Raw genomic sequence first — 20,568 nt, forward strand, 5'->3', positions numbered from 1 at the left:
TGGGCCAAATTTATTTAATGTTTAACTAGTCCCTATTTTTTATGGGACACTAATGTAATTAAGTTTAGATTGATTACATTGCCTATGTAATTTTTATCGTTATAGATGGACATAGTTCGTACGGAACAATATATTTTTAGTACATCTAAGGGTTGATATTCTTGATTTCAAGGGGTAATTTGTAATAAGTATGTTGCTTTTTGATAAAAAATACTATGATTTTAAGTATAGTTTACAAAAAAAAGTTATACATTTGCTCCGTTTTTCATGATATAGACCATGAATGGCACACTAGTTCCGTACGGACTTACAATAGTATCATCGTCTTTCTGTCACATAAATAATTAACTATCAAATATTAGCAGTAAAAACACTTTAATATAGTTACAGCAAACAAATGTTAAATTCATTAATTTTCAAGGCTAGGCTAAAATAGCACTAGTATGGTTTCTTTGAAAAAAAAGATAATGTATTCAAAGACTGGATAATATAAAAAAAGCTCTACCCCCTCAATAATAAAAAGAAGAACCATATTATCTACAATCTTTCTACCCTAAAAGCACCATAGACTTATTCCAACAAGTCTTGAAATACAATAAGTCAATAACCCTAACAAGCTCTCCCATGATACTCTCCATCCATTACTCTAACACAAGCGAGTTTCCTGCTCAGAATAATACCGATTTATTGGGGTTAGATTATCATACATTCAATATACGGACATAAGACAAACTGGATAAGGGCGGGTACCCCCGCCCCTACGATACTACCAAGATAATTTTATAAATTTATTCTCCCACGGAGCGAAACTCAATGGGTTCCCTGGAACTGGGCCTCCCACGACATCACAGACCGTAGTTTTCACAAAATTAATTTTATCCGAAACTACAGAGAATGTAGCGGGCTTCCCGCCTATCTCACGTAATTGAAGCATAACAGCGTTCTCGCCTTCCACAGGCCGCATGTTTACCAACAAGAGGTTCTCCGGTACGATCTTGAAAATGGAAGCTGATTGGAGATACTCCACCTTTTTACCTCCCGCAGGCAAAACACGGGTCAAGAACGGAATCCGGTTTTCCCAAGCGAACTTAGTCGCATACTCAATAGAGTTGTCTTTCGAGGAGTTGATAAAGTAGCTCCATTGCATCTCTCCCATTTGGTCTGCATTGAAATTGGTTACCCAATAATTGTTCATCGGCCATGAATACATATTCGTAGACTGAGGTACGGCTCCGGCCTTATACCGTCCCGTATTGATCGCCCCAAACTGCATCAATGGTATTTCTTGGCTACCCATCACGACTTGTGACTCTCCATTACGAGCCGTAGCGAAGTTTTGCACCGTGTACCAATCATTAGAAGAGCCAGGGATTTGGTCTACACCCGCCTCTATCGATCCACCGGGTACATCCAAATGGATCTTTCCACCTTCTACCTCAAACGGGAAAGCGATATAAACCGCTTCCGGATCTGTTACCGCTTTTTTACGCAAGCGATAAACTACCTCTATTTTCTTTGTCACGTTAAATACACGGAATTCCACCATCAAATTATTTGGCTCACGTCCCGCTACAGTCTCTCCCCGGAAACGATATGTATCCCAGACATCGCCTTTCTCATATTTCTCAAAACGCATTTTCTCGGGACGGCGGCGGAGAAATTGAGGAGCACGATATTGTTCCATCGGATGACGGCTATCGATAATCTCATAAATAAACTCTCCCATCTCCCATTCCGTATCCGGCGTAACCAATTGTTTGTTCAAATCCTTATCATATAATTTACGAATCGTACCTTTACGGGTATTGAAATCGATGGCATACCAAGGATTCTCCACATGCGTCTCTTTCAATTCCGTAGTACCCTGTATTTCCGGACGTGGCTCATCCTTTACCTTTATATAATACTGCGCATATCCCAAGGCCGGGACATCTTTCACGTAAAAGTTCCAATAAGTACCATCGGAACGACTCTCGCCAGCTTGTGCGGGAACTACGTTGCCAGCCACATCCACGATCTCGAAAGCCTTGTCTTTCGGAAGAATCTGATGATCGACATAAGCTTTAGCAATACCGCTATAACTCCAGTTGAGCGTATTGAATACAGCGATAGACGGAACGTCACTTTTGGGCACGAACGATTGTAATATACCCATAGTGGCCTCTCCCAGCAAACCGGAACGGCGATAGGCTTCCCACGCATACGATTGCTTCAAGGAGCGTTGTTCCCAAGTTTCCAGTCCATAAGCATTACGTACGCTCTCGCTATGACCGAAAGTATGCTCGTCGTAGAACAAAAGAGCTTTGTTGATGTCCTGAATCCGATCATTGATGTCTGTCGGCAATTGGGCACCCAGCATTTTGGCGAATGACAATCCGGCTTGGTTCGCGATAATATCCGAGTGAGTCACACGAGATATGGCGGCCTCGCGGGCACCGGAAGCGAAACCATCCGTCCACCAATCCGGCCAAGCTCCACGAACGGTCTCGATACAATCCGCATATTGGCTCTCTACCGTTTTAAAGAACTCACTGGCTACCGCCGTGCGTAATTTCGGCCATTCATATTTCTCGTTCCATTTCTGTAACATCTCGCAACTTTTAGTCGAAGGGGGCGCATTATCCGTAAGATATCCCGAATGCTGTACCGCTAATATATCATACGGATAATTTTTCGCTTCCATTTCACCTAAATAAGTTAAAACACGTTCCTCGAACTGGTCAAAGTTATCCGTATGAATCCCGAAAAAATTACCATAGTGATAATGCTCCGCACGATAAGTCAAGACCTTCTTCCCTGAAGGTGATTCCCACCAAAACACCGTAGGTTTATCAAAGCAGATCAACGCCCGATGGCCATGGGTTCCCATATTCACATATTTCACGCCGGCATCTGCGAAATACTCGCTGAAACACCAACCGATACCATTCACGTCGTCTTGCATAGCTACCTCGGCACGCATCCCATTTTCCCTGAATTGCTTGAGCGGATAAAGGGAAGCGGCAAGTGTTTGCTCATCCGGTAATTCGTCAAAATTCAAGAACATCGTAGCTAATTCTATACGGCCTTCCTTTACCCGTTGCTTCAAGCGAACAATCTGTTCCGCAGGACGACATTTCAAATATTCGCTAACCGCCCAAGCGATCTCGCAAGTCCAACGGAACTTAGCGAAATCCGGATAATTATCCGTAGCATCGCAATAGTCCAACGCATAATCAATGTATCGAAGCTGTTCCGCTAAGATTTCCATTTGGGAACGGGTATAACCGATATCCGTATGCGTGTGTTGCACCATATTCATCTGCCAATGGCGAACCGGTTTTATGGTAACCGTTGTTTCCTCTTTCTCCTTCCCACTTGTCAGCGTCAACGGTAATTGGCAAGTCGTGCTAACCTCGGGTATCTCGATTCGGAATACATTCTCTCCGGACACCAGTTTCTCTTTACGGCTTTGCTCACCTAAACGGATCATTACCGTAGAAGGCTCTCCCTCATGTTTCACGGAGATCTCGACCTTTTGGGTCAGTCCGTTTTTCGATTTATAAACCGCCGGCAATACACGGCTCTTGACATCCGATAATCCCGGAGACGCATGAACCGACAATGTCCCGATCAACAAAGCCAATCCTGCTGATAAATAAGTTCTTTTTTTCATCTTATCGTGTTTTTATTGATATAAGTCCTATATACAACATACATATTAATAATAGCATCAAGCCGGCTACCTGTCCGAACATATCGGCTATGCCTCCCATACAAGGCGTAATCAAAGCGCCTCCTGATACACCCATAATCATCAAGGCCGAGACCTCGTTCGATTGCTCCGGCCGATGTTCCAACGCAAAAGAGAACAGGATCGAAAACACATTCGAGCAAGCCAAGCCAACCAGTACGATCATAACGCCCATGCCCCACAAGCTATCCGAGATAAGCAATCCTACGAAAGCAAGGATAGCGATAAGCATGCTTCCCCTCAAGAAGGGTCGTGACGAGATCCTCGCCAGCAATATAGCCCCCAGGAAAGAACCTCCGGTACGAGCGGCGAAATAAAGGCTACTCCCTAATCCAGCCTCTTGCAACGGCATGGATAACTTTTCCATCAATAGCTTAGGGATCGTCGTATTCAGACCGACATCGATCCCGACAATACACAGAATCCCCAAGAAAAGCATCCGTATCCTAGCATCTTTACATAAAGCTAACGTAGAGGCGAACGAGGCTTCTTGCTCCTCTCCTTCCTCTTTACCCGGAATAGCCGTTATCAACCAGATGATAGATAACAAGGTAGTCACCGAATAGACAATGAATATCAACTTCCAATCTCCCCAGAAAGAAGAAGCTACACCTGCGATAATCGGCCCTAAGAAGGAAGATACCGCCTTAATAAACTGCCCTAACGTAAGTACGCTCGTTACTTTATCCGGATTTACCACCCGCGCTACCATCGGATTCAAAGACACTTGCAAGATCGTATTTCCAATTCCCAGCAAAGCGAACGCAAACAAGATACAAGCAAAATCATAGAAGAAAAGAGGTATCAGCATCGCCAAGGTTGTGATGACCAAGGCTACGACCACCGTATTCCTACGCCCGTGCCGTCCCATCCAGATACCGGTAGGGACAGAGAACAGGGCGAACCAAAGAAAGACCATCATGGGCAATAGGTTCGCCAACGTATCGGACAAACCAAAGTCCATCTTCACATAATTCGTGGCAATTCCCACGACATCCACGAATCCCATCACGAAAAAACCAAAAAGGATCGGGAATATAGCGGAGTTCGTACTTTTAGTTCTCATATCGATCTTTTGGTTGGTTACCCATTTCTAAAACCAAATGTCCACCTTGAACAATCTCCGAGAAAGGAATACGAGTATCCGTCAATGGTTTCCCGTTTAAGTCCATCGATTGCACGTAATCATTTTGCTTACTATTATTACGAGTCTCGATCACGAATTCCTTCCCTTTATAATAGCGGTCATTCAGCCGGATCGTGATCTTATCGAACAAAGGACTGCCCAAAGCGAAAGAAGGCGCTTGATCCGTCAAGCCTTTCATATCGAATAAGCCTAAGGAAGAGATCACGTACCAAGCCCCGAGCTGGCCTTGATCCTCATCCTGTCCGTAGCCATAACCGTGGATGCCATCCGTACCATAGAACTCATTCAAGATCGCCCGCACCCATTTTTGCGTAAGCGAGGGACGACCGGCCTCGTTGAACATCCAAGAAATATGCAAACAAGGTTGGTTTCCTTGGTTATACAAGGTTTGCAAACCGGCGAAAGCCCCTACTTCCGTGCCTCCGCTAAAGATTAATTTACGAGACACCGTGAAGATGCTATCCAACCGATGGTTAAACACGTCCGCACCTACTTTCGCGACCAAGCCTTTCGCGTCGTGCGGTACATAGAACGTATATTGCCAAGCGTTACCTTCTTGGAATCCGCGCCACACTTGCATCGGATTGAAGTCTTCGATAAACGTACCATCTTTCTTTTTAGGACGGACAAAATTACAGGAAGAGTCATAGATACGTTCCCAGCCTTTCGACAGGTCCATCAAACGGTTATACTCATCCGTCTTACTTAGTTGCTTCGCCCATTGGGCCACGGCCCACGCGCTATAAGCATATTCCAAGGTATGGGAAGCGGAGAACATAAAAGCTTCGTCCGGCCCGTCCCCTTTATCCAAATGAGGCACATAACCATATTCCACGAAATAACGAGTATCCACCTTTCCCGCACCCAACGGACGATTCTCCCCATCCAACTCATTCTTCAAGCAAGCTTCATAAGCCGTATTCACATCGAAATCCCGGATGCCGCATTGATAAGCGCCGGCGATAATCGTGCTTAATAAATTCGTACCTACACCGGAGACATAACGGCTATTGGCAATTCCATCCGCCAGCCAGCCGGCGTCCTTGTACACCAACAAATGGCTACTTATATAATCCGAATAATATTCCGGATAGGCCAAAGCCCAAACCTGTGTCAGATTCCATTGCGCTCCCCAAGCGGCATCGGTATTGTATAAGTTATGTACCGGTTTTCCATCTTTCAAAGGGATTTGTCCTACCGAGCCATCATTTCTCGGATAAGCGCCATTCACATCGCTAGCCAATCCGCGGCCCAATAAAGCATGATACAAACCGGTATAGAATTTCACCTTATCCTCTCGCGCTGGAGTCTCTACCCGGATACGTCCCAAATATTCTTCCCATGTTTGGCGAGATATTTCCCTTGCCTCGTCAAACGAAAGGGTAGCGGCCTCAGTCTCCCTATTTAACCGGGCATTCTCCACGGATGTATAAGAAAGACCTACTTTAGCGGTTACCGACTCTTGATCTTGGGTACGGAATGTCAGATAAAGTCCGGCCCCCACGCCCGTCGCTTTCCGTTCATCCGGACGGATATCCGCTCCGTTGAAAGCGCCAAATCCAACGGGAACCTTGTCCAGCACCGCCGAGAAATACAAAGGAACCGATGCCCCGGGTTGATATTTCCTCACATATTCAGGCTCGGTAATCACCCAGCCCTCGATACGCCCGTCTTCCGTAAAAGTAATTTCAGCATCCCGTACAGCTCCGCTCTCTCCTTGGCGGTTTCCTATATCAAACAAGATACGGCTATCCTCTCCGGCCGGAAATGTATAACGCTGAATAGCGACACGAGGGGTAGCGGTAAGCTCCGCCCGGATTGAGTAATCTTTCAAAAGAACGGAATAATAACCGGCAGTAGCGATCTCGTCCGCACGATCAAAACGGGAACGATATCCTATACCGGTCAAGTCGTCTACCGCCCCGGGAATTGTTTTCAATGAACCCGTCGTAGGCATCAAAACGATTCCGCCGATCTGAAACTCATGCAAGCAGGGGAAACCCTCGATCGATTGATCCCGATAATCATAACCGGTCGCCTCCCAACCGGATTTATTCCCGACATGCCCGTTCGTAGAAGGGGCTGGCTTGGCCATGCCGAAAGGCATCGCTCCCGGGGTAAAATGAAACCAACGGCAATGCGCCGTACCGATCCGAGGCTCTACATATTGGCTAAGCTCATCTTGCTGAACTTTCTTGCCTTGTGTCACGCAGGATGTGAAGAAAGCACACGCAAACATCAGGAACCATACAGGTCCTATACTATATTTTTGTCTCATATTCCTTTAGATAGATGGTTTAACGCAAAAACATAAGCTCCCATAGCGATCGAGCGATTAGCACCTTGTTTACTTACGGTCACCCCTATCCGTTTACAAGGATCATACCCTACCTTGCGATTGGTACCCGGAATGGGTACCTCGACAGCTCCTCCTTTAGCGAAATCAGCGAAACTCTCCGCATCCTCCAAAAGATAAGCTTTCATTTGCAATCGGCCGAAACGACTTCCATCCATCATACCGGTAGATGAGTTCAATTCTTTCAACAAAGCAGGGAGAATATATTTAGAAGCCCCCGATAGTCCACCACCGATCACGATGATGCCATCGATTAAAGTAATGGCAGACGCCAACGCATCCCCCGCTAGCTCCCCTAATTCGGAGAAAGCCGTAATAGCAGCCTCCCGGTTACCCGGGCAAATACCCTCGGCGATCTCAAAGATCTCTTTCGGAGTATGCACTCCCGTATCACCGGATCGTTCCGCATATACTCGCATGACCGCACGTATGCTGACACTCTCCTCTACGATATACTCCGGATATTTCTTATTCCGAAAACACCAGATATCTCCTCCTGCCGCATTATCTCCCAATAGAAGCTCTTGATTAATGACAACCCCGGCACCAAAACCGGTACCCAAGGTGACTCCCAGCAGGTTCTTATATTGCTTCATGCTTCCTGCCTCCCGCAAACGGCGGTTTATATCCGGAAGGGCTCCGGTTAACGCTTCTCCATATGCGAATAAATTCCCATCGTTATTGATAAATACCGGTATCCCGAATATATCTTCCAGAAACGGGCCTAACGCTACTCCACCCCGGAAAGAGGGGAAGTTGGGTAAATCGCCTATGATACCGGCTTGATAGTCTGCCGGACCGGGAAAAGCGAAACTGATAGCGACCGGAGTTTCCGGCAAGCCTGCTTGAATTGCCTTAAAACCCTCTACCAAATTGCCTAAACACTTATCTAAACAATCTGCGCATGCCGGAAGAACTACCGGATCGGCTATCTCTTTTCCTCCTTGGATGGCAGAGAAAACAAAATTCGTTCCTCCCGCATCCAATGTCATTACTATTCTATTGTCATTTGTATACATCATATATTCCTTTTCTTTATTTACCCATGTTCCGCCAGTGCCACCGTGGTGGCACAGCCGTGCCATAGGGTTGGCATTGGCGTGCCATCGCAGTGGCACTACCGTGCCATCAAGGGTGGCACAGTTGTGCGATGCCTATGGCACGGTGATTATTGCCTAAATCGTACGTAAGCTTTTATAGTACCACAGTATTTACCTACGGACGATCCATACGGGCGGATCGTATATTCACCCACGCAAGCCGGAATGATAAAAGTCTCCGCGTAATGAACGATGAATGGTTCAAAAGCGTTTGTCGGACTCTCCACGATCAACTCATCTCCCTTGATTACATTCAGCACTTGCACCCCTCCATTCGTATTGTGAGGCACGATATCCGTGAACCAATGACGGCGGGTCTCGATGAACTCGTTCTCATGCAAGCCGGTCCGCTCCTCCCGCCAACCGTCTCCCTCGGCGATCATCTCCACTTGGTTGATCAAGTTATGACGGACAAACTCCGTTTGCCGCTCCCATTGGATCACTTTCGAACCGTGGCCGATATTAATAGGTCGAGGCAGTCCGTCCAATCCCAAGCGGCCCCAGTCCCAAAGCTTAAAGGTAAAGATACTTGGGGTAGCGCTAATCTCCAGCACCATGGCACCGGCTCCCGAACAATGGACCGTTCCGGCGGGGATCAGATAATGATCATGGCGCTTAGCGGGCCATTTATTGACATATTTCTCCGTATCGAAAGGCTTTCCTGTCTTTTGGGACTCGTTTAGGGCAGCGATCATCTCTTCCGGGTTGACACCGGTTTTCAATCCCAGATAAACGGTAGCGTCCTCCTCGGCATCCAGCAGGTAGTAGCTCTCGTCCTGCGTATAATAAATCCCGAACGTATCCCGGATATATTGGGTGACCGGATGCACTTGCAAACTTAAATTACCTCCTCCCATCGTATCCAAGAAGTCGAAACGGATCGGGAAATCTTGCCCGAAGCGAGCCTCGACCGGCCCGCCCAGCAAGTCTCTCGTCTTATAGAACACCAAATCATTGGAAGGGATCTCAAACAGCTCTCCGGCAACCTTCAAATATAAACTATTTTCCTCGGGCACGCAATCGAAGCACCAGCCGAAATTCTCCTGCTTTTTATCCAGATCACAGACCTCTTTCATCCATTGGCCGCCCCAAGGAGCCGGATCGAAGAAAGGTACTACCCGGAACGGGGTATGCGCCGTTTTCTCCAGCCCTTCTTTCAAGGTCTCCCCGGAAATCATCTTCGGTGTCCCGGCGATATTCGTATCCAACCAATAATCGACCATGGGAAGCAACTCCTTCTTCAGGTCATCACAAACGATCCAATCGATAAAATAGCCTCTCTTATAATGATAGGATGGGGCTTCTTCCCGGTTCTCCACACCCAATCCGTTCACCTCTTTCCGGCGGAAACGCATCTGGATCTCCCAACGAGCCATATCCGCGTAGACCAATTTATCCGGAGCGGGAACGATCTTGGCGGCGGCGTGGCCATAAACGATTGTCCAGCCTTTTCCGTCACGCAAGAACTCCCGGCAGGCGTTCACCTTCTCCTCATCCAAGAAATCCGTATAAGAGAAATGAGCCCGGCGGCCAAACAACTGGTCATCCGTCAGATAAGGATAGGTCATCGCCTCTATATCCTCTGCCGATTTAAATAAATCTTGCGTATTGATAAAACGATCGGGTGCGAGCGCTTGCAGTTCACGCATCAACTCCTCGTGATGAACCCCTTGGTAGCATTCCACCACCCAAACTTGTGATCCATTCGTTTCCGCATGTATCTCCGCCAATCGCTTCCGTATCGATTCCCAGCCTTTCCACAAGGCACCGTCTACAACGGTGGCCGGTATTTTATCATAATTACTTTTTCTCATCTCTATTTTAATATTTAATATTGCACGCTTGTATTTAACCCTTATTTTTCTCTGCCCAATCCCTTAACAACTCAATCGCCTTAGATAGCACTCCGGCCGACCCCTTGAAATTACCAGAGCCGCTGGGGATACCGCCTTTGCCATACCATTCGTAGAATCCGTCATTTTTGATCACACGCTCGATCATCGGACAGATCTCCGCATAAGCCTCCTCAACCATTCCATTAACGACAAGCTGCTGGATCATCCGACCGCCAAACCAAGTCCAATCCCCGCCATTCTGATAAACATAAGGCTTTGACATCCCTCCCCGGAAAAAGCCATCCGGATACACTGGATATAGGGTTAGACCAATACTCGGCATGCCCGACAGGCGAACGTTCTCAAGCATCCGGGCATTTACGGTACGTATCTCAGCTTTCGACAACAAGCCCGCCTCTATGGCGATAGCCGTACCACCGTGATAATGAATGGCCAGCTCGTCGAATCCTTCCGGTATCGGCGATTCCTCAGGATAGATATGAGGGATGAATTTCTGTCGCTTCTCATCCCATAAATGAGTCCGTACGTTCTTGGCGATTCCCTCCCGCAAACTTCTCCAACGGGGAGCCTGCGGAGAATCGGGAGCCATCTCCAATAAATAATCTAAAGCGATAAGAAACATAGCGTTATCATATACGTCAATGGCCGGATCGGATAGCTCATTCATGTCACATCCGAAATCATCGTTCGGCTGTACGTCGCCCCAATCAGCGGTCATCGCCCCGTATAGCAATCCATATTCCTTATTATATCGTTCCCGCATCAAGTAATCTACCATCAAGTTCATTCGCTCCAAGACGGTCTTTCCGGCCACCACCTCATCCAGAATACCCCGGTCGCCGGTCTTACGTATATATTTGCCGACGATATGGATCAACGATGATTCTTGGTCGGTCTCCACGGTATTCTTGAAAGCCACATGTTTCGGGGCAACGTCTGAATAATAAGGAGTATCATCGTACCACGTAAAATCTTCTTTCAGCACATAGCCGTCGATCATCTCGTCGTTCGGTTGCTGAAGGGCGAAGAATAAAAGAATGGCCTCCCGCAATTCATGCGGATCGCTTTCCTCGCAAGCTACCTCAATAAACGTATTCATATCACGTGCCCATATCTGGGAATAACCGCTCCCGGCGTTAAAACCACTGCGGATGGTAGCACGAGCCATACTATCGACCTTCAACAAATTCGTATCAGACAATATCTGATTGGCCAATCGCTGTCTATCGGTTAATCCCGTACAAGACAAAAAAGATATAAATACAAAAGAAACTATAACTAGAATTTTATTCATGGCATTATGTTATGATTTATGTTGGCAAAATTATTTCAATAATCCAGAAAGGAATGCTACATTTGTTCCGATTTACTTGTACAATCTTATGATTTATAGATCATGGTCAAGATAAAAGAGGGATTTAAGGGAGAACGGCTTGTTTCTTTGCCCGAGGAACTATTGACAAGCTACCGGGGGGAACCGCTCATCAATAATCTATATGTACGCAAGATCGGTTTCTTCCCACGTGTTAAATATCATTTTCTCCAAAAAGAACATGGCTGTGACTACGCCATGCTCATTTATTGTACAGAGGGAAAAGGATGGTATCGTATCCTCGGTAAACAATATACCGTGGAGAAATACCAATATATCATCATCCCTCCCGGTATCCCCTACTCATTCGGGGCAGACGAGGAAGATCCATGGACTATCTACTGGTTACACTTCCAAGGCAAGCTTCGCGATCAATTCCTGCCGTCACATCCGGTTCCGGTCACTATTTTGCCGAATGAGTATTCTCGTTTACAAGACCGGCTACGACTGTTTGAGGAGATATATAGTAGTTTCTCCATGGGATATATTAAAGAATATATGATTTACTCCTCTATGTGCCTTTACAATTTTCTGGCCTCTTTCATCTATCTGGAGCAATTCCGCCATATCATGATTCCCTCGCAAAAAGAATATCCGTTTACGGCACGGGTCATACATTATATGCGTGAGAATATCTCTCAAAATCTTACCCTGAAAGAAGTAGCGTCTTATTTCAAATATTCCCCTTCCCACTTCTCGGCTCTTTTCATGGGCGAGACCGGGGTCTCACCCATGAATTATTTCATACGCTTGAAAATACAGAAGGCTTGTGAATACATCGAGCTAACGAATATGAAGTTGAATGAGATCGCCACCCATCTGGGATTCGAGGATGCCGCCTACTTCTCTCGTACGTTTACGAAAGTTATGGGTTGCTCTCCTTCCGCTTATCGTAAAAAAGAGATGGAGATATAGAATTCGTTGGGATTTCTAGTATTTCTCATGAGAATAAAATACATTTGTACAATAGATATTTAAACAAACATAAAGTAAGCAGTTATTATGATAGACCTAATACAGTTCACCCCTTGGACTCTCTTTACGGATCTTGGATTCATTTCGATACTTCTATTGGTTGGCAAATTCATACGAGTCAAGGTAAAACTGATACAACAATTATTCATACCTCCCAGCTTGATCGCAGGCTTGTTAGGATTAGCGTTCGGACCTAATGGATTGGGGTGGATTCCGCTTTCCAACGACTTAGGTACCTATGCGGCTATCCTTATCGCCTTGGTGTTCGGCGCATTGCCTTTATCTTCCCCGAACGTATCCATAAAAGAAGTGGCAAAACGAGTCGGACCGATGTGGGCGTACGCTCAGGTGGGTATGTTATTGCAGTGGGCATTAGTAGGCTTGTTCGGATTGTATGTAATCAAACTGATCTGGCCGGATCTGAATGACGCTTTCGGCATTATGCTACCGACAGGTTTTTATGGCGGACATGGCACGGCCGCCGCTATCGGGTCCGCATTCGAGGGATTGGGCTGGGACGAGGCTCGCAGTTTAGGCATGACTACCGCTACCGTGGGGGTTATTTGCTCGATCATTGGAGGTTTACTAATGGTCAAATGGGCGGCCAAGCATAAACAGACCGCATTCATCTCGGATTTCGACGATCTCCCTGACGAGTTGAGAAGCGGGTTGCTGCCGGAGGATAAGCGGGATTCTATCGGAGAGGCTACGACTTCCTCCATATCCATCGATACGCTGACTTTCCATGTGGCTTTGGTATTTGTCGTGGCTTTTTTGGGATATATGGTTAGCCAAACCGTAAAGGTGTATTATCCGGTATTGGAGTTACCTGTTTTCAGTTGTGCCTTTATCATTGGACTAGTATTCAAGAAATTCTTTGACGCGACAACCATATCCAGATATATCTGTCCGCAGACGACCCAAAGGCTGAGCAGTTCCTTCACGGATATGCTGGTAGCTTGCGGTGTCGCATCTATCAAGCTAGGGGTGATCGTAAAATATGCCTTGCCGCTTATCGTACTCATCATAGCGGGCGTGGCGATCGTCTGGTGCATCACATTTTTCTTAGGAAGAAGATTATCCAAGACTTTCTGGTTCGAGCGCATGATTTTCGCTTGGGGATGGTGGACCGGCACGATGGCCATGGGCATCGCCTTGCTGCGGATCGTAGACCCGAAACTTTCCAGCAAAGCGATGGATGATTATGCGATGGCTTACCTGCCTATCGCTCCCATAGAGATCTTATTGATCACCTTCGTCCCCATCCTTTTCGTAAACGGATTGGGAGTTTGGTTGCTATTAGCTTGCTTGCTCCTTTCCCTACTTATCTTGCTACTGGCTTGGAAGATGGGATGGTGGATAAAACCGAATAAGAGGTGAAAATCTCTTATTCGGACTTTATACTATTTACCGGATTCTCGTTCGCCGCTTTCCAGTTCTGGAAGCTTACGGTCAATAACGTGATTACGGTTACTATCAATAAGGCGATTAAGAATACCCACCAATGGATTGGAGTCTTATAAGCGAAACCCTCGAGCCACATCTTCACGCCCCACCAAGCGATCGGTGTCGCTATCACGAAACAAACACCTACAATTTTCAGATAGGCCTTATTAAACATCAACAGGATCTCTCCTACCGTAGCTCCATGTACCTTGCGGATACCTATTTCCTTACGGCGGTATTGGGTCTCGAACACCACTAAGCCAAATACCCCGACCAAAGAGATAATAATCGCCAGTAAACTAAAAACCGTAACCAGATTGCGCAGATTCTCTTCTTTCCGGTAAAGATGATTGAAGATCTCATCATAGAATTCGATATTAAACGGATAAGAAGGGTCTAATTCCGTCACCACGTTACGAATATGATTTACAGCTGCATGGATATCCGAGCCAGCCTTCAAGCGGATGTAGGATACGGGCATCGCATCACCAAAGTTCCCGACCACGAACGCTATATTATTCTCCCCGCTTCGGAGTGATGTCAGTTTCACGTCACCGACAAATCCGATCAAACGGCCGGGGCTATAGTTTCCGAATGAGTCACCTACCCGCATGTCTCCTTGTGCCAACGCCGGGCGATTAAAAATATAAGAGACCTCGTCCGACAACTCATCTGCCCTAGAGAAATCACGCCCCTCGATAATCGGGATGCCCAACACCCGCAAAATATTCGAGGAGGAAATAATCATAAAATATTGGATATCTTTATCCTTATAAGTTACCTCATTTGTATTATATCCGTCTTTCGCTCCGACTTTCTCCATCGAGAAAGCGACATCCTCGATACCCGGATATTCTTTCAGGCGATTCTTATAAGTCTCATGATGTTTATTATACATCATACGATTTAATTCCACTACGGCAATCTGATCTTTATCGAACCCTAAGGAAAAATCACGCATGTACCCATTCTGGACACGTACAAAACTTGCCCCGATTATTAAGATGATCGATACTACGAATTGAATACAGATCAACCCTGTACGTAATTTCCTTCCGGTAGAAGACAATCCGAAACTGCCCTTCAACACTAATGCGGGAGGAAAAGATGTGATATAAAAAGCCGGATAGATACCTGCTATCAAGCCCGTGATTAAAGCGGTAACACCGGATAACAAGACAACCGGAAGATTGGATATTAAATCCAGATCGGCATCGATAAAAGGTAAAGCCTCTACAATATCCAATCCCCAAACAATAAATAAACTTACTAACCAAGCAATAAAACTGATAAGGACGGCCTCTACCAATAAAGCCCTCCGTAACAGACCTTCCGAGCTACCCAATACCTTCTGCGTATTGATACTCTTGATTCTCAATGGGGTCAAAGAGGTACTAAAGTTCGTGAAGTTAATGGCAGCTACGATAATTATTAATAGGGCTATACCAAATAATAAATTCGTCACCTCTTGATTGCCGCTACGGAAAGTTCCACCGTCTTGTGTCTCATTCCTATAATAAATATCAGTCAACGGAACTAAACGGATTTGTTCATCCTCGTGACCGATCTTTTTGAAATCAAAATGACGGTTGAAATTATCGGCCACGTTATCAGCCATGGCCGGATCGTCTAACAATAGATAACAAATCCAGTTACTCGCTCCAAAGAATCACGATAAAGGCAGCGAAGGCGACCGCAAGACCGGCAACGTTCAATGTAGTCGCCATTTTAAATCGCCTCAACACATTTAGAAAGTTTCGAATAATTGTTTTCATCCTATTATAGCTTCATTTATTATTCCGTTTTAATGCTATCCACCGGATTTGCGTTCGCCGCATGCCAGTTTTGGAAAGTGACAGTCAATATTGTGATAACCGTTATGATAGCAAAAGCGATCAAATACACCCACCAATACATCGGTGTCTTATAAGCGAAATTCTCCAACCAGCGGCTCACCGCATAACCCGCAACCGGAGCACCCAATACGAAGCAAACACATAAAATACGTATATACGTTTTGTTGAACATCACGATAATCTCGCCCGTGGTAGAACCCAGCACCTTACGAACACCTATTTCTTTCTTCCGATACTCGCTATCGAATACGACCAAACCGAATACACCTACCACCGAAATAAAGATCGCGATTAAACTAAATAAGGTAATCAATGAACTAAGGCTTCTCTCTTTCTCATAAAGTTCGTTCAATACCTCATCGAAGAAACGGACATTAAACGGATATTCTGGATCAAATGATTGAAGCGTAGTCTTGACATGTTGCATAGCTCCCCGTAAGTCAGAGCCGGCCTTTACCTTTATATAAGCGTAATTTGGTTGGTTTCCCCAATTATTAGTACCCCATACAAAAAAGGCCATAGGCGTTACCTCCGTACGGAAAGAGGCGAATTTAACATCCGGCATGAAACCGATAATTTCCATACTATCTATTAAAGATCCTATCTCCAGCCCATATTCTGTCCGGGCACGTTCGTTAAAGACAAACGTGCCATAACGTTTCGCCTTATCTTCCTCCCGGAAATCACGACCTTCCGATATTTTCACATTCATCACCTTCAAAAAAGAAGGTTCAACCGGTAGACATTGGAATTGTATATCCTTATCCCGGTATTTACGTCCCCATCCCATGTATTGGTCCTGACTAGAAAGGAGCATCTCCGCATATGTAACCTCTTCGATACCGGAGAAAGATTTCACTTGGCTGGCGAAGGCATCCCGACTTTTCCGGATATTGTTATTCATATTCGTAATAATTATCTCATCCTTATCATAACCGAGAGGGGTGTTTTGCATATAATAATTCTGCAAATACATGAATGTAGCACCAATAATTAATCCGAAAGAAGCTACATACTGCACTCCTATCAATGCATTTCGTAATTGACGTCCCTTCGGAGACAAGCCAAAACTACCTTTCAACACTAAAGCCGGTGGGAAAGAAGTCATATAATATGCTGGATATATACCGGCAAGAAGCCCGGTAGCTATTGAGATAAAAGCTGTAGCCAAAACCAATCCGATATGCATTGATAACGAAATATCGGCATTTATCAATGAGGCTATTTCCGTCTTCCCCGCAATATAAACTAATAGCAGTCCTAACAAATAAGAGATTATACTTATTAACACCGCTTCTAAAATCAAAGCAAAACGGATCACAGATTCTTTTCCCCCTAATACTTTTTGTGTATTAATACTCTTAATACGCATCGGGGTAAGTGCCGTACTAAAATTCGTGAAATTAATTCCGGCGATTATCACGATCACGATAGCTATGGCAAATAATATCATCAAAGTTTGCCTGCTGGCTTTCGGGGTCTGGTCATATTTTACATCAGTCGTATAATGAACATCAGGCAACGGATTAATACGGAAAGTCATTCCAGATCCCCCCCATGAGAAACTATTATCCTTTATTAGAGCAGGATCAAAATGTGCCTTGAAATTTTCAAATAACCCCTCGACATTCTTCGGATTGTCCAAACGGATATAGAAAATATAATTCCAGTTTCCCCAGCTTTGGGCGTTTTCCTTCGGGTCCATCTTTTGATAAATACAATTCCGTACAGATGAATTTCGTGGATAATCCTTATACACTCCACCTACCGTTAGATGATCACCATTCTCTAACCTCAATTGCTTGCCTACAGCCGATTGATCTCCAAATAATTTCTGGGCCATACTTTGCGGCAACAAAACAATGTTTGGCTCCTGTAACGCCTCAGGATTTCCTTCCTCAAATTTAAAGTCAAATACCTTCGTAAATTCAGGATAAACATTTATGCATTGTTCCTTAAAAGTATTCCGTACACCATTCTCTTCTACAGAGAAAAACAAGTCTCCTCCCCAAGGATTCGACAAAGTCCCAGCTACGATATGAGGCGAGGATTGGATAAAAGCATCGGCCAACGGACGGCAAATAACCGCCTGCCCACCATCCTCAAACATAACTTCTACCCGAAATATAGATTCCGTATCCGTATATCCTCGGTCAAAATTCCGGTCATACTCGACTTGTATCATAATCAAGATAAAAGCAGCAAAAGCTATCGAAAGTCCTAATACATTTAATAGTGTCGCCATCTTGAAACGGCGCAATACACTCAAGAGATTCCTCAAAATAGTCTTCATACGTAATTTATATTATATGTTATATTATTCGTTCTTAATGCTACAAACCAGATTCTCTTTGACAATATTCCAAGATTTCATATTCATAGCCGCCACTAATAACAAAGCGAAAGCCTGTACACTCATGATCACCACCATCCGCTTCACCTCGGTACTTTGCGTATATATCTCCGAGACCGGCTTGATATAAAGCTTCATATCAAAACCTTGTTTCTTCTCTCTTTCTACATCTATATATTTAGGCAATAAAACCGATATTTTCCGATTGATTGATTCCGAGAACACACCCGGTCTAAGGTGGATATAGCCCAGATAACTATCGTCGGTACCCCAACTAATATAGGCACCGAACTGGATCAATCCCATTCCAAGCCCTAGTCCTAGAGTCAAGGACAGAACCTTGATCACATTTCTCCCTCGGCCCCGAAGTAAATAACGGATTGTATAATATAGCTGTCTCATCGATTTATATTTAATTAAATTGAAAGCTAACCGACCTTCACAGGCCGATTAGCTTATAAAAATTCTTGTGTGTAGTGTTTATGTTATGTTGACTAAATAAATTCACTAACGGAAGAAACAACGCTACCGTCGAATAGATTGATGACACGGTGAGCGAAACCTGCGTCGTGCTTGGAGTGCGTCACCATTACGATTGTCGTTCCCTCCTTATTCAGCTCGGTGAGTAGCTGCATGACCTCAACACCGTTCTTAGAATCCAAGTTACCGGTTGGCTCATCGGCCAAGATAATCTTCGGGTTGGAAACTACCGCACGGGCGATCGCCACACGCTGCTGCTGACCTCCGGAAAGTTGCTGAGGAAAGTGAGCCGCACGATGGCTGATATTCATTCGTTTCAAGATATCCGTTACCATCTGCTTACGCTCCGACGCCTTGATCTTTAGATAAGTCAACGGCAGCTCCACATTTTCGAAAACGTTCAACTCGTCTATCAAGTTAAAGCTCTGAAATACGAAACCGATGTTTCCCTTACGGACTTGCGTACGCTCTTTCTCTTTCAAGTGTCCTACCTCTTGGTCGCCCAAGTAGTAATTTCCCTCGGAAGGGTTATCCAGCAACCCCAGAATATTCAACAACGTGGACTTACCACAACCAGAAGGTCCCATGACAGCAACAAACTCTCCATCTTTTACCTCCAAAGAAACCTTGTTCAACGCAATTGTCTCAACCTCTTCCGTACGGAAAAACTTACTTAAACCTTCGATCTTAATCATGACTGTATTTATTTTAATTGTTACCTAACTATTTAAGTTATTATATCTAATTCAAATAGTGTGCCAAACTAACTAAATATTTAATTATCAAACAAATATTATTTCACTTTCCAAAACAGACTGTCCAATTATTTGACAGTGGTGTACAAAATTTAGACACTTCTGTCCAATATCTTGACATAAAGAAACACCTTCCTGCTTCACAAATGAAAGGTGTTATTGTTGACTTATCTACATAGAAAAACCTACATGTCACTACTTGATCTTATCTCTATATCTTTTTCCTCCAGCATGTCGAAATTCTCAATGACTGTCAAGAGAAGCTCTTCCTTATCAACATTCATAGAATAAGAAACTGTATTTTTACCCTTCGAGAAACAGATAAACCAACCATCACATCAACCTCATTATCAATAACTAGCCAAACCTCTTCTTTATTCCACTCAAAAGCGGATTTAATTACTTGTTGTAATGCGGCATAACCCTCCACGACAAAAGAAGAGACTATCTTATATACCTTTGCAGTTTTCTGATCTTTATTCGTTACTACGCTTTTGTCGATCATCTTATCCGCTTTACATTTCTGCACGACAACCTCCAAATTCTTCTGTGCCCATAACTCCATACTGAAACTTCCTGCCAAAAGGTACAATGCCACCCAAAAACATCTACTTGCTTTCATAACCTCTTTTGTTTATTAGTTAATTTACTATTTATCCAATTTCAAGATCTTATAAACCTCTTTACGTACCTGAGTATCCAGAATATTCTTCAGTAGAGTCTCCCGTTTCTTCTCGAACCGTTCGTGGGTGCGGTAGCAGACAACTTCGATGAACGGATTGAGCAGAAGATTTTCCACAGCGAAATCGTGGTGGACAATGAAAAGGTGAAACGGGAAACCGCCCGCTACGTGAAGTTACCGCAGATTATAGATTTCACCGATAAGGACGGCAACGACCGGATACAGGAGGAGATACAAGCCAACTACGACCGCATCCGTCAGGAAGTCCGGCAGATTGTCGAAGACGAGATAACCCGAATTAAAAACGACCCAAAACTATGCCATTTGATTAAGGAGGAAGAATAGCTATATGATAATGTGTAGGAACGTAAAAGGGGGTGTGTCAAAATGTACATATCCCCTTAATTATGTTGCAAAGCATGTAAAACAAAGAGTCAAAAAATCATTATTAACAGAA

Annotated in this window: 13 protein-coding genes and 2 pseudogenes; 3 read left to right on the forward strand and 12 right to left on the reverse strand. The window is 44.7% G+C overall.

All coding sequences use genetic code 11. The features are described 5' to 3' along the window. Positions 1–766 precede the first annotated feature (766 nt). From E5342_RS16820 to E5342_RS16845, 6 genes are all read right to left on the reverse strand, one after another. Positions 767–3,655 carry a glycosyl hydrolase family 38 gene (locus E5342_RS16820; protein WP_135959867.1) on the reverse strand — a complete coding sequence of 963 codons (2,889 nt, stop codon included), beginning with the start codon at positions 3,653–3,655 and terminating at the stop codon, positions 767–769. Position 3,656: 1 nt separating this feature from the next. After that, positions 3,657–4,799, reverse strand: a complete 1,143-nt coding sequence (locus E5342_RS16825; RefSeq protein WP_135959868.1) for an MFS transporter — start codon at positions 4,797–4,799, stop codon at positions 3,657–3,659. Further along, positions 4,789–7,158, reverse strand: coding sequence for a GH92 family glycosyl hydrolase (locus E5342_RS16830; RefSeq protein WP_135959869.1), 2,370 nt, complete (start codon positions 7,156–7,158; stop codon positions 4,789–4,791). The genes E5342_RS16825 and E5342_RS16830 overlap by 11 nt, the downstream gene beginning before the upstream one ends. Further along, positions 7,155–8,258 carry an ROK family protein gene (locus tag E5342_RS16835; protein WP_022191913.1) on the reverse strand — a complete coding sequence of 368 codons (1,104 nt, stop codon included), beginning with the start codon at positions 8,256–8,258 and terminating at the stop codon, positions 7,155–7,157. The genes E5342_RS16830 and E5342_RS16835 overlap by 4 nt, the downstream gene beginning before the upstream one ends. Before the next feature lie 146 nt (positions 8,259–8,404). Further along, complete coding sequence (locus E5342_RS16840) at positions 8,405–10,150, reverse strand: class I mannose-6-phosphate isomerase (RefSeq protein WP_135959870.1); 1,746 nt, start codon at positions 10,148–10,150, stop codon at positions 8,405–8,407. Positions 10,151–10,184: 34 nt separating this feature from the next. Continuing rightward, the gene (locus E5342_RS16845) at positions 10,185–11,486 is read right to left on the reverse strand and encodes a hypothetical protein (RefSeq protein WP_135959871.1); all 1,302 of its coding nucleotides are present in this window, start codon (positions 11,484–11,486) and stop codon (positions 10,185–10,187) included. A 102-nt stretch (positions 11,487–11,588) separates the two neighbouring features. Between E5342_RS16845 and E5342_RS16850 the strand changes: the two genes are divergently transcribed. Together E5342_RS16850 and E5342_RS16855 are read left to right on the forward strand one after the other, a co-directional pair. After that, positions 11,589–12,479, forward strand: coding sequence for an AraC family transcriptional regulator (locus E5342_RS16850; protein ID WP_121736242.1), 891 nt, complete (start codon positions 11,589–11,591; stop codon positions 12,477–12,479). Between the two features lie 87 nt (positions 12,480–12,566). Next, a complete protein-coding gene (locus tag E5342_RS16855; protein ID WP_121736243.1) occupies positions 12,567–13,919 on the forward strand; it encodes a sodium/glutamate symporter in 1,353 nt (450 codons plus the stop codon). Positions 13,920–13,926: 7 nt separating this feature from the next. Here E5342_RS16855 and E5342_RS16860 read toward each other — a convergent pair. The 6 genes and pseudogenes from E5342_RS16860 to E5342_RS16885 all read right to left on the reverse strand — a co-directional run. Further along, positions 13,927–15,651: pseudogene (locus tag E5342_RS16860) on the reverse strand (ABC transporter permease); the annotation flags it as partial. Beyond that, positions 15,638–15,760: a hypothetical protein gene (locus E5342_RS20040; protein WP_259463426.1), complete on the reverse strand. Its 123-nt coding sequence runs from the start codon at positions 15,758–15,760 to the stop codon at positions 15,638–15,640. The gene E5342_RS20040 and the pseudogene E5342_RS16860, both read right to left, overlap by 14 nt. A gap of 19 nt (positions 15,761–15,779) precedes the next feature. Further along, a complete protein-coding gene (locus E5342_RS16865) occupies positions 15,780–18,134 on the reverse strand; it encodes an ABC transporter permease (RefSeq protein WP_135959872.1) in 2,355 nt (784 codons plus the stop codon). 24 nt (positions 18,135–18,158) lie between these two features. Next, positions 18,159–18,596: a hypothetical protein gene (locus E5342_RS16870; protein ID WP_236651546.1), complete on the reverse strand. Its 438-nt coding sequence runs from the start codon at positions 18,594–18,596 to the stop codon at positions 18,159–18,161. Positions 18,597–18,688: 92 nt separating this feature from the next. Continuing rightward, positions 18,689–19,369, reverse strand: coding sequence for an ABC transporter ATP-binding protein (locus E5342_RS16875; RefSeq protein ID WP_121736245.1), 681 nt, complete (start codon positions 19,367–19,369; stop codon positions 18,689–18,691). Between the two features lie 340 nt (positions 19,370–19,709). Then, on the reverse strand, positions 19,710–20,051 hold the full coding sequence (locus E5342_RS16885) for a DUF5024 domain-containing protein (protein WP_236651547.1): 342 nt from the start codon (positions 20,049–20,051) through the stop codon (positions 19,710–19,712). A 120-nt stretch (positions 20,052–20,171) separates the two neighbouring features. On the opposite strand from E5342_RS16885, the pseudogene E5342_RS16890 reads away from it, so the two are divergent. Beyond that, positions 20,172–20,456 (forward strand): annotated as a pseudogene (locus E5342_RS16890) (hypothetical protein); the annotation flags it as partial. Positions 20,457–20,568: the final 112 nt, after the last annotated feature.

This window comes from Parabacteroides distasonis (genome assembly GCF_004793765.1).
In the GTDB taxonomy this organism is placed as follows: domain Bacteria; phylum Bacteroidota; class Bacteroidia; order Bacteroidales; family Tannerellaceae; genus Parabacteroides; species Parabacteroides distasonis_A.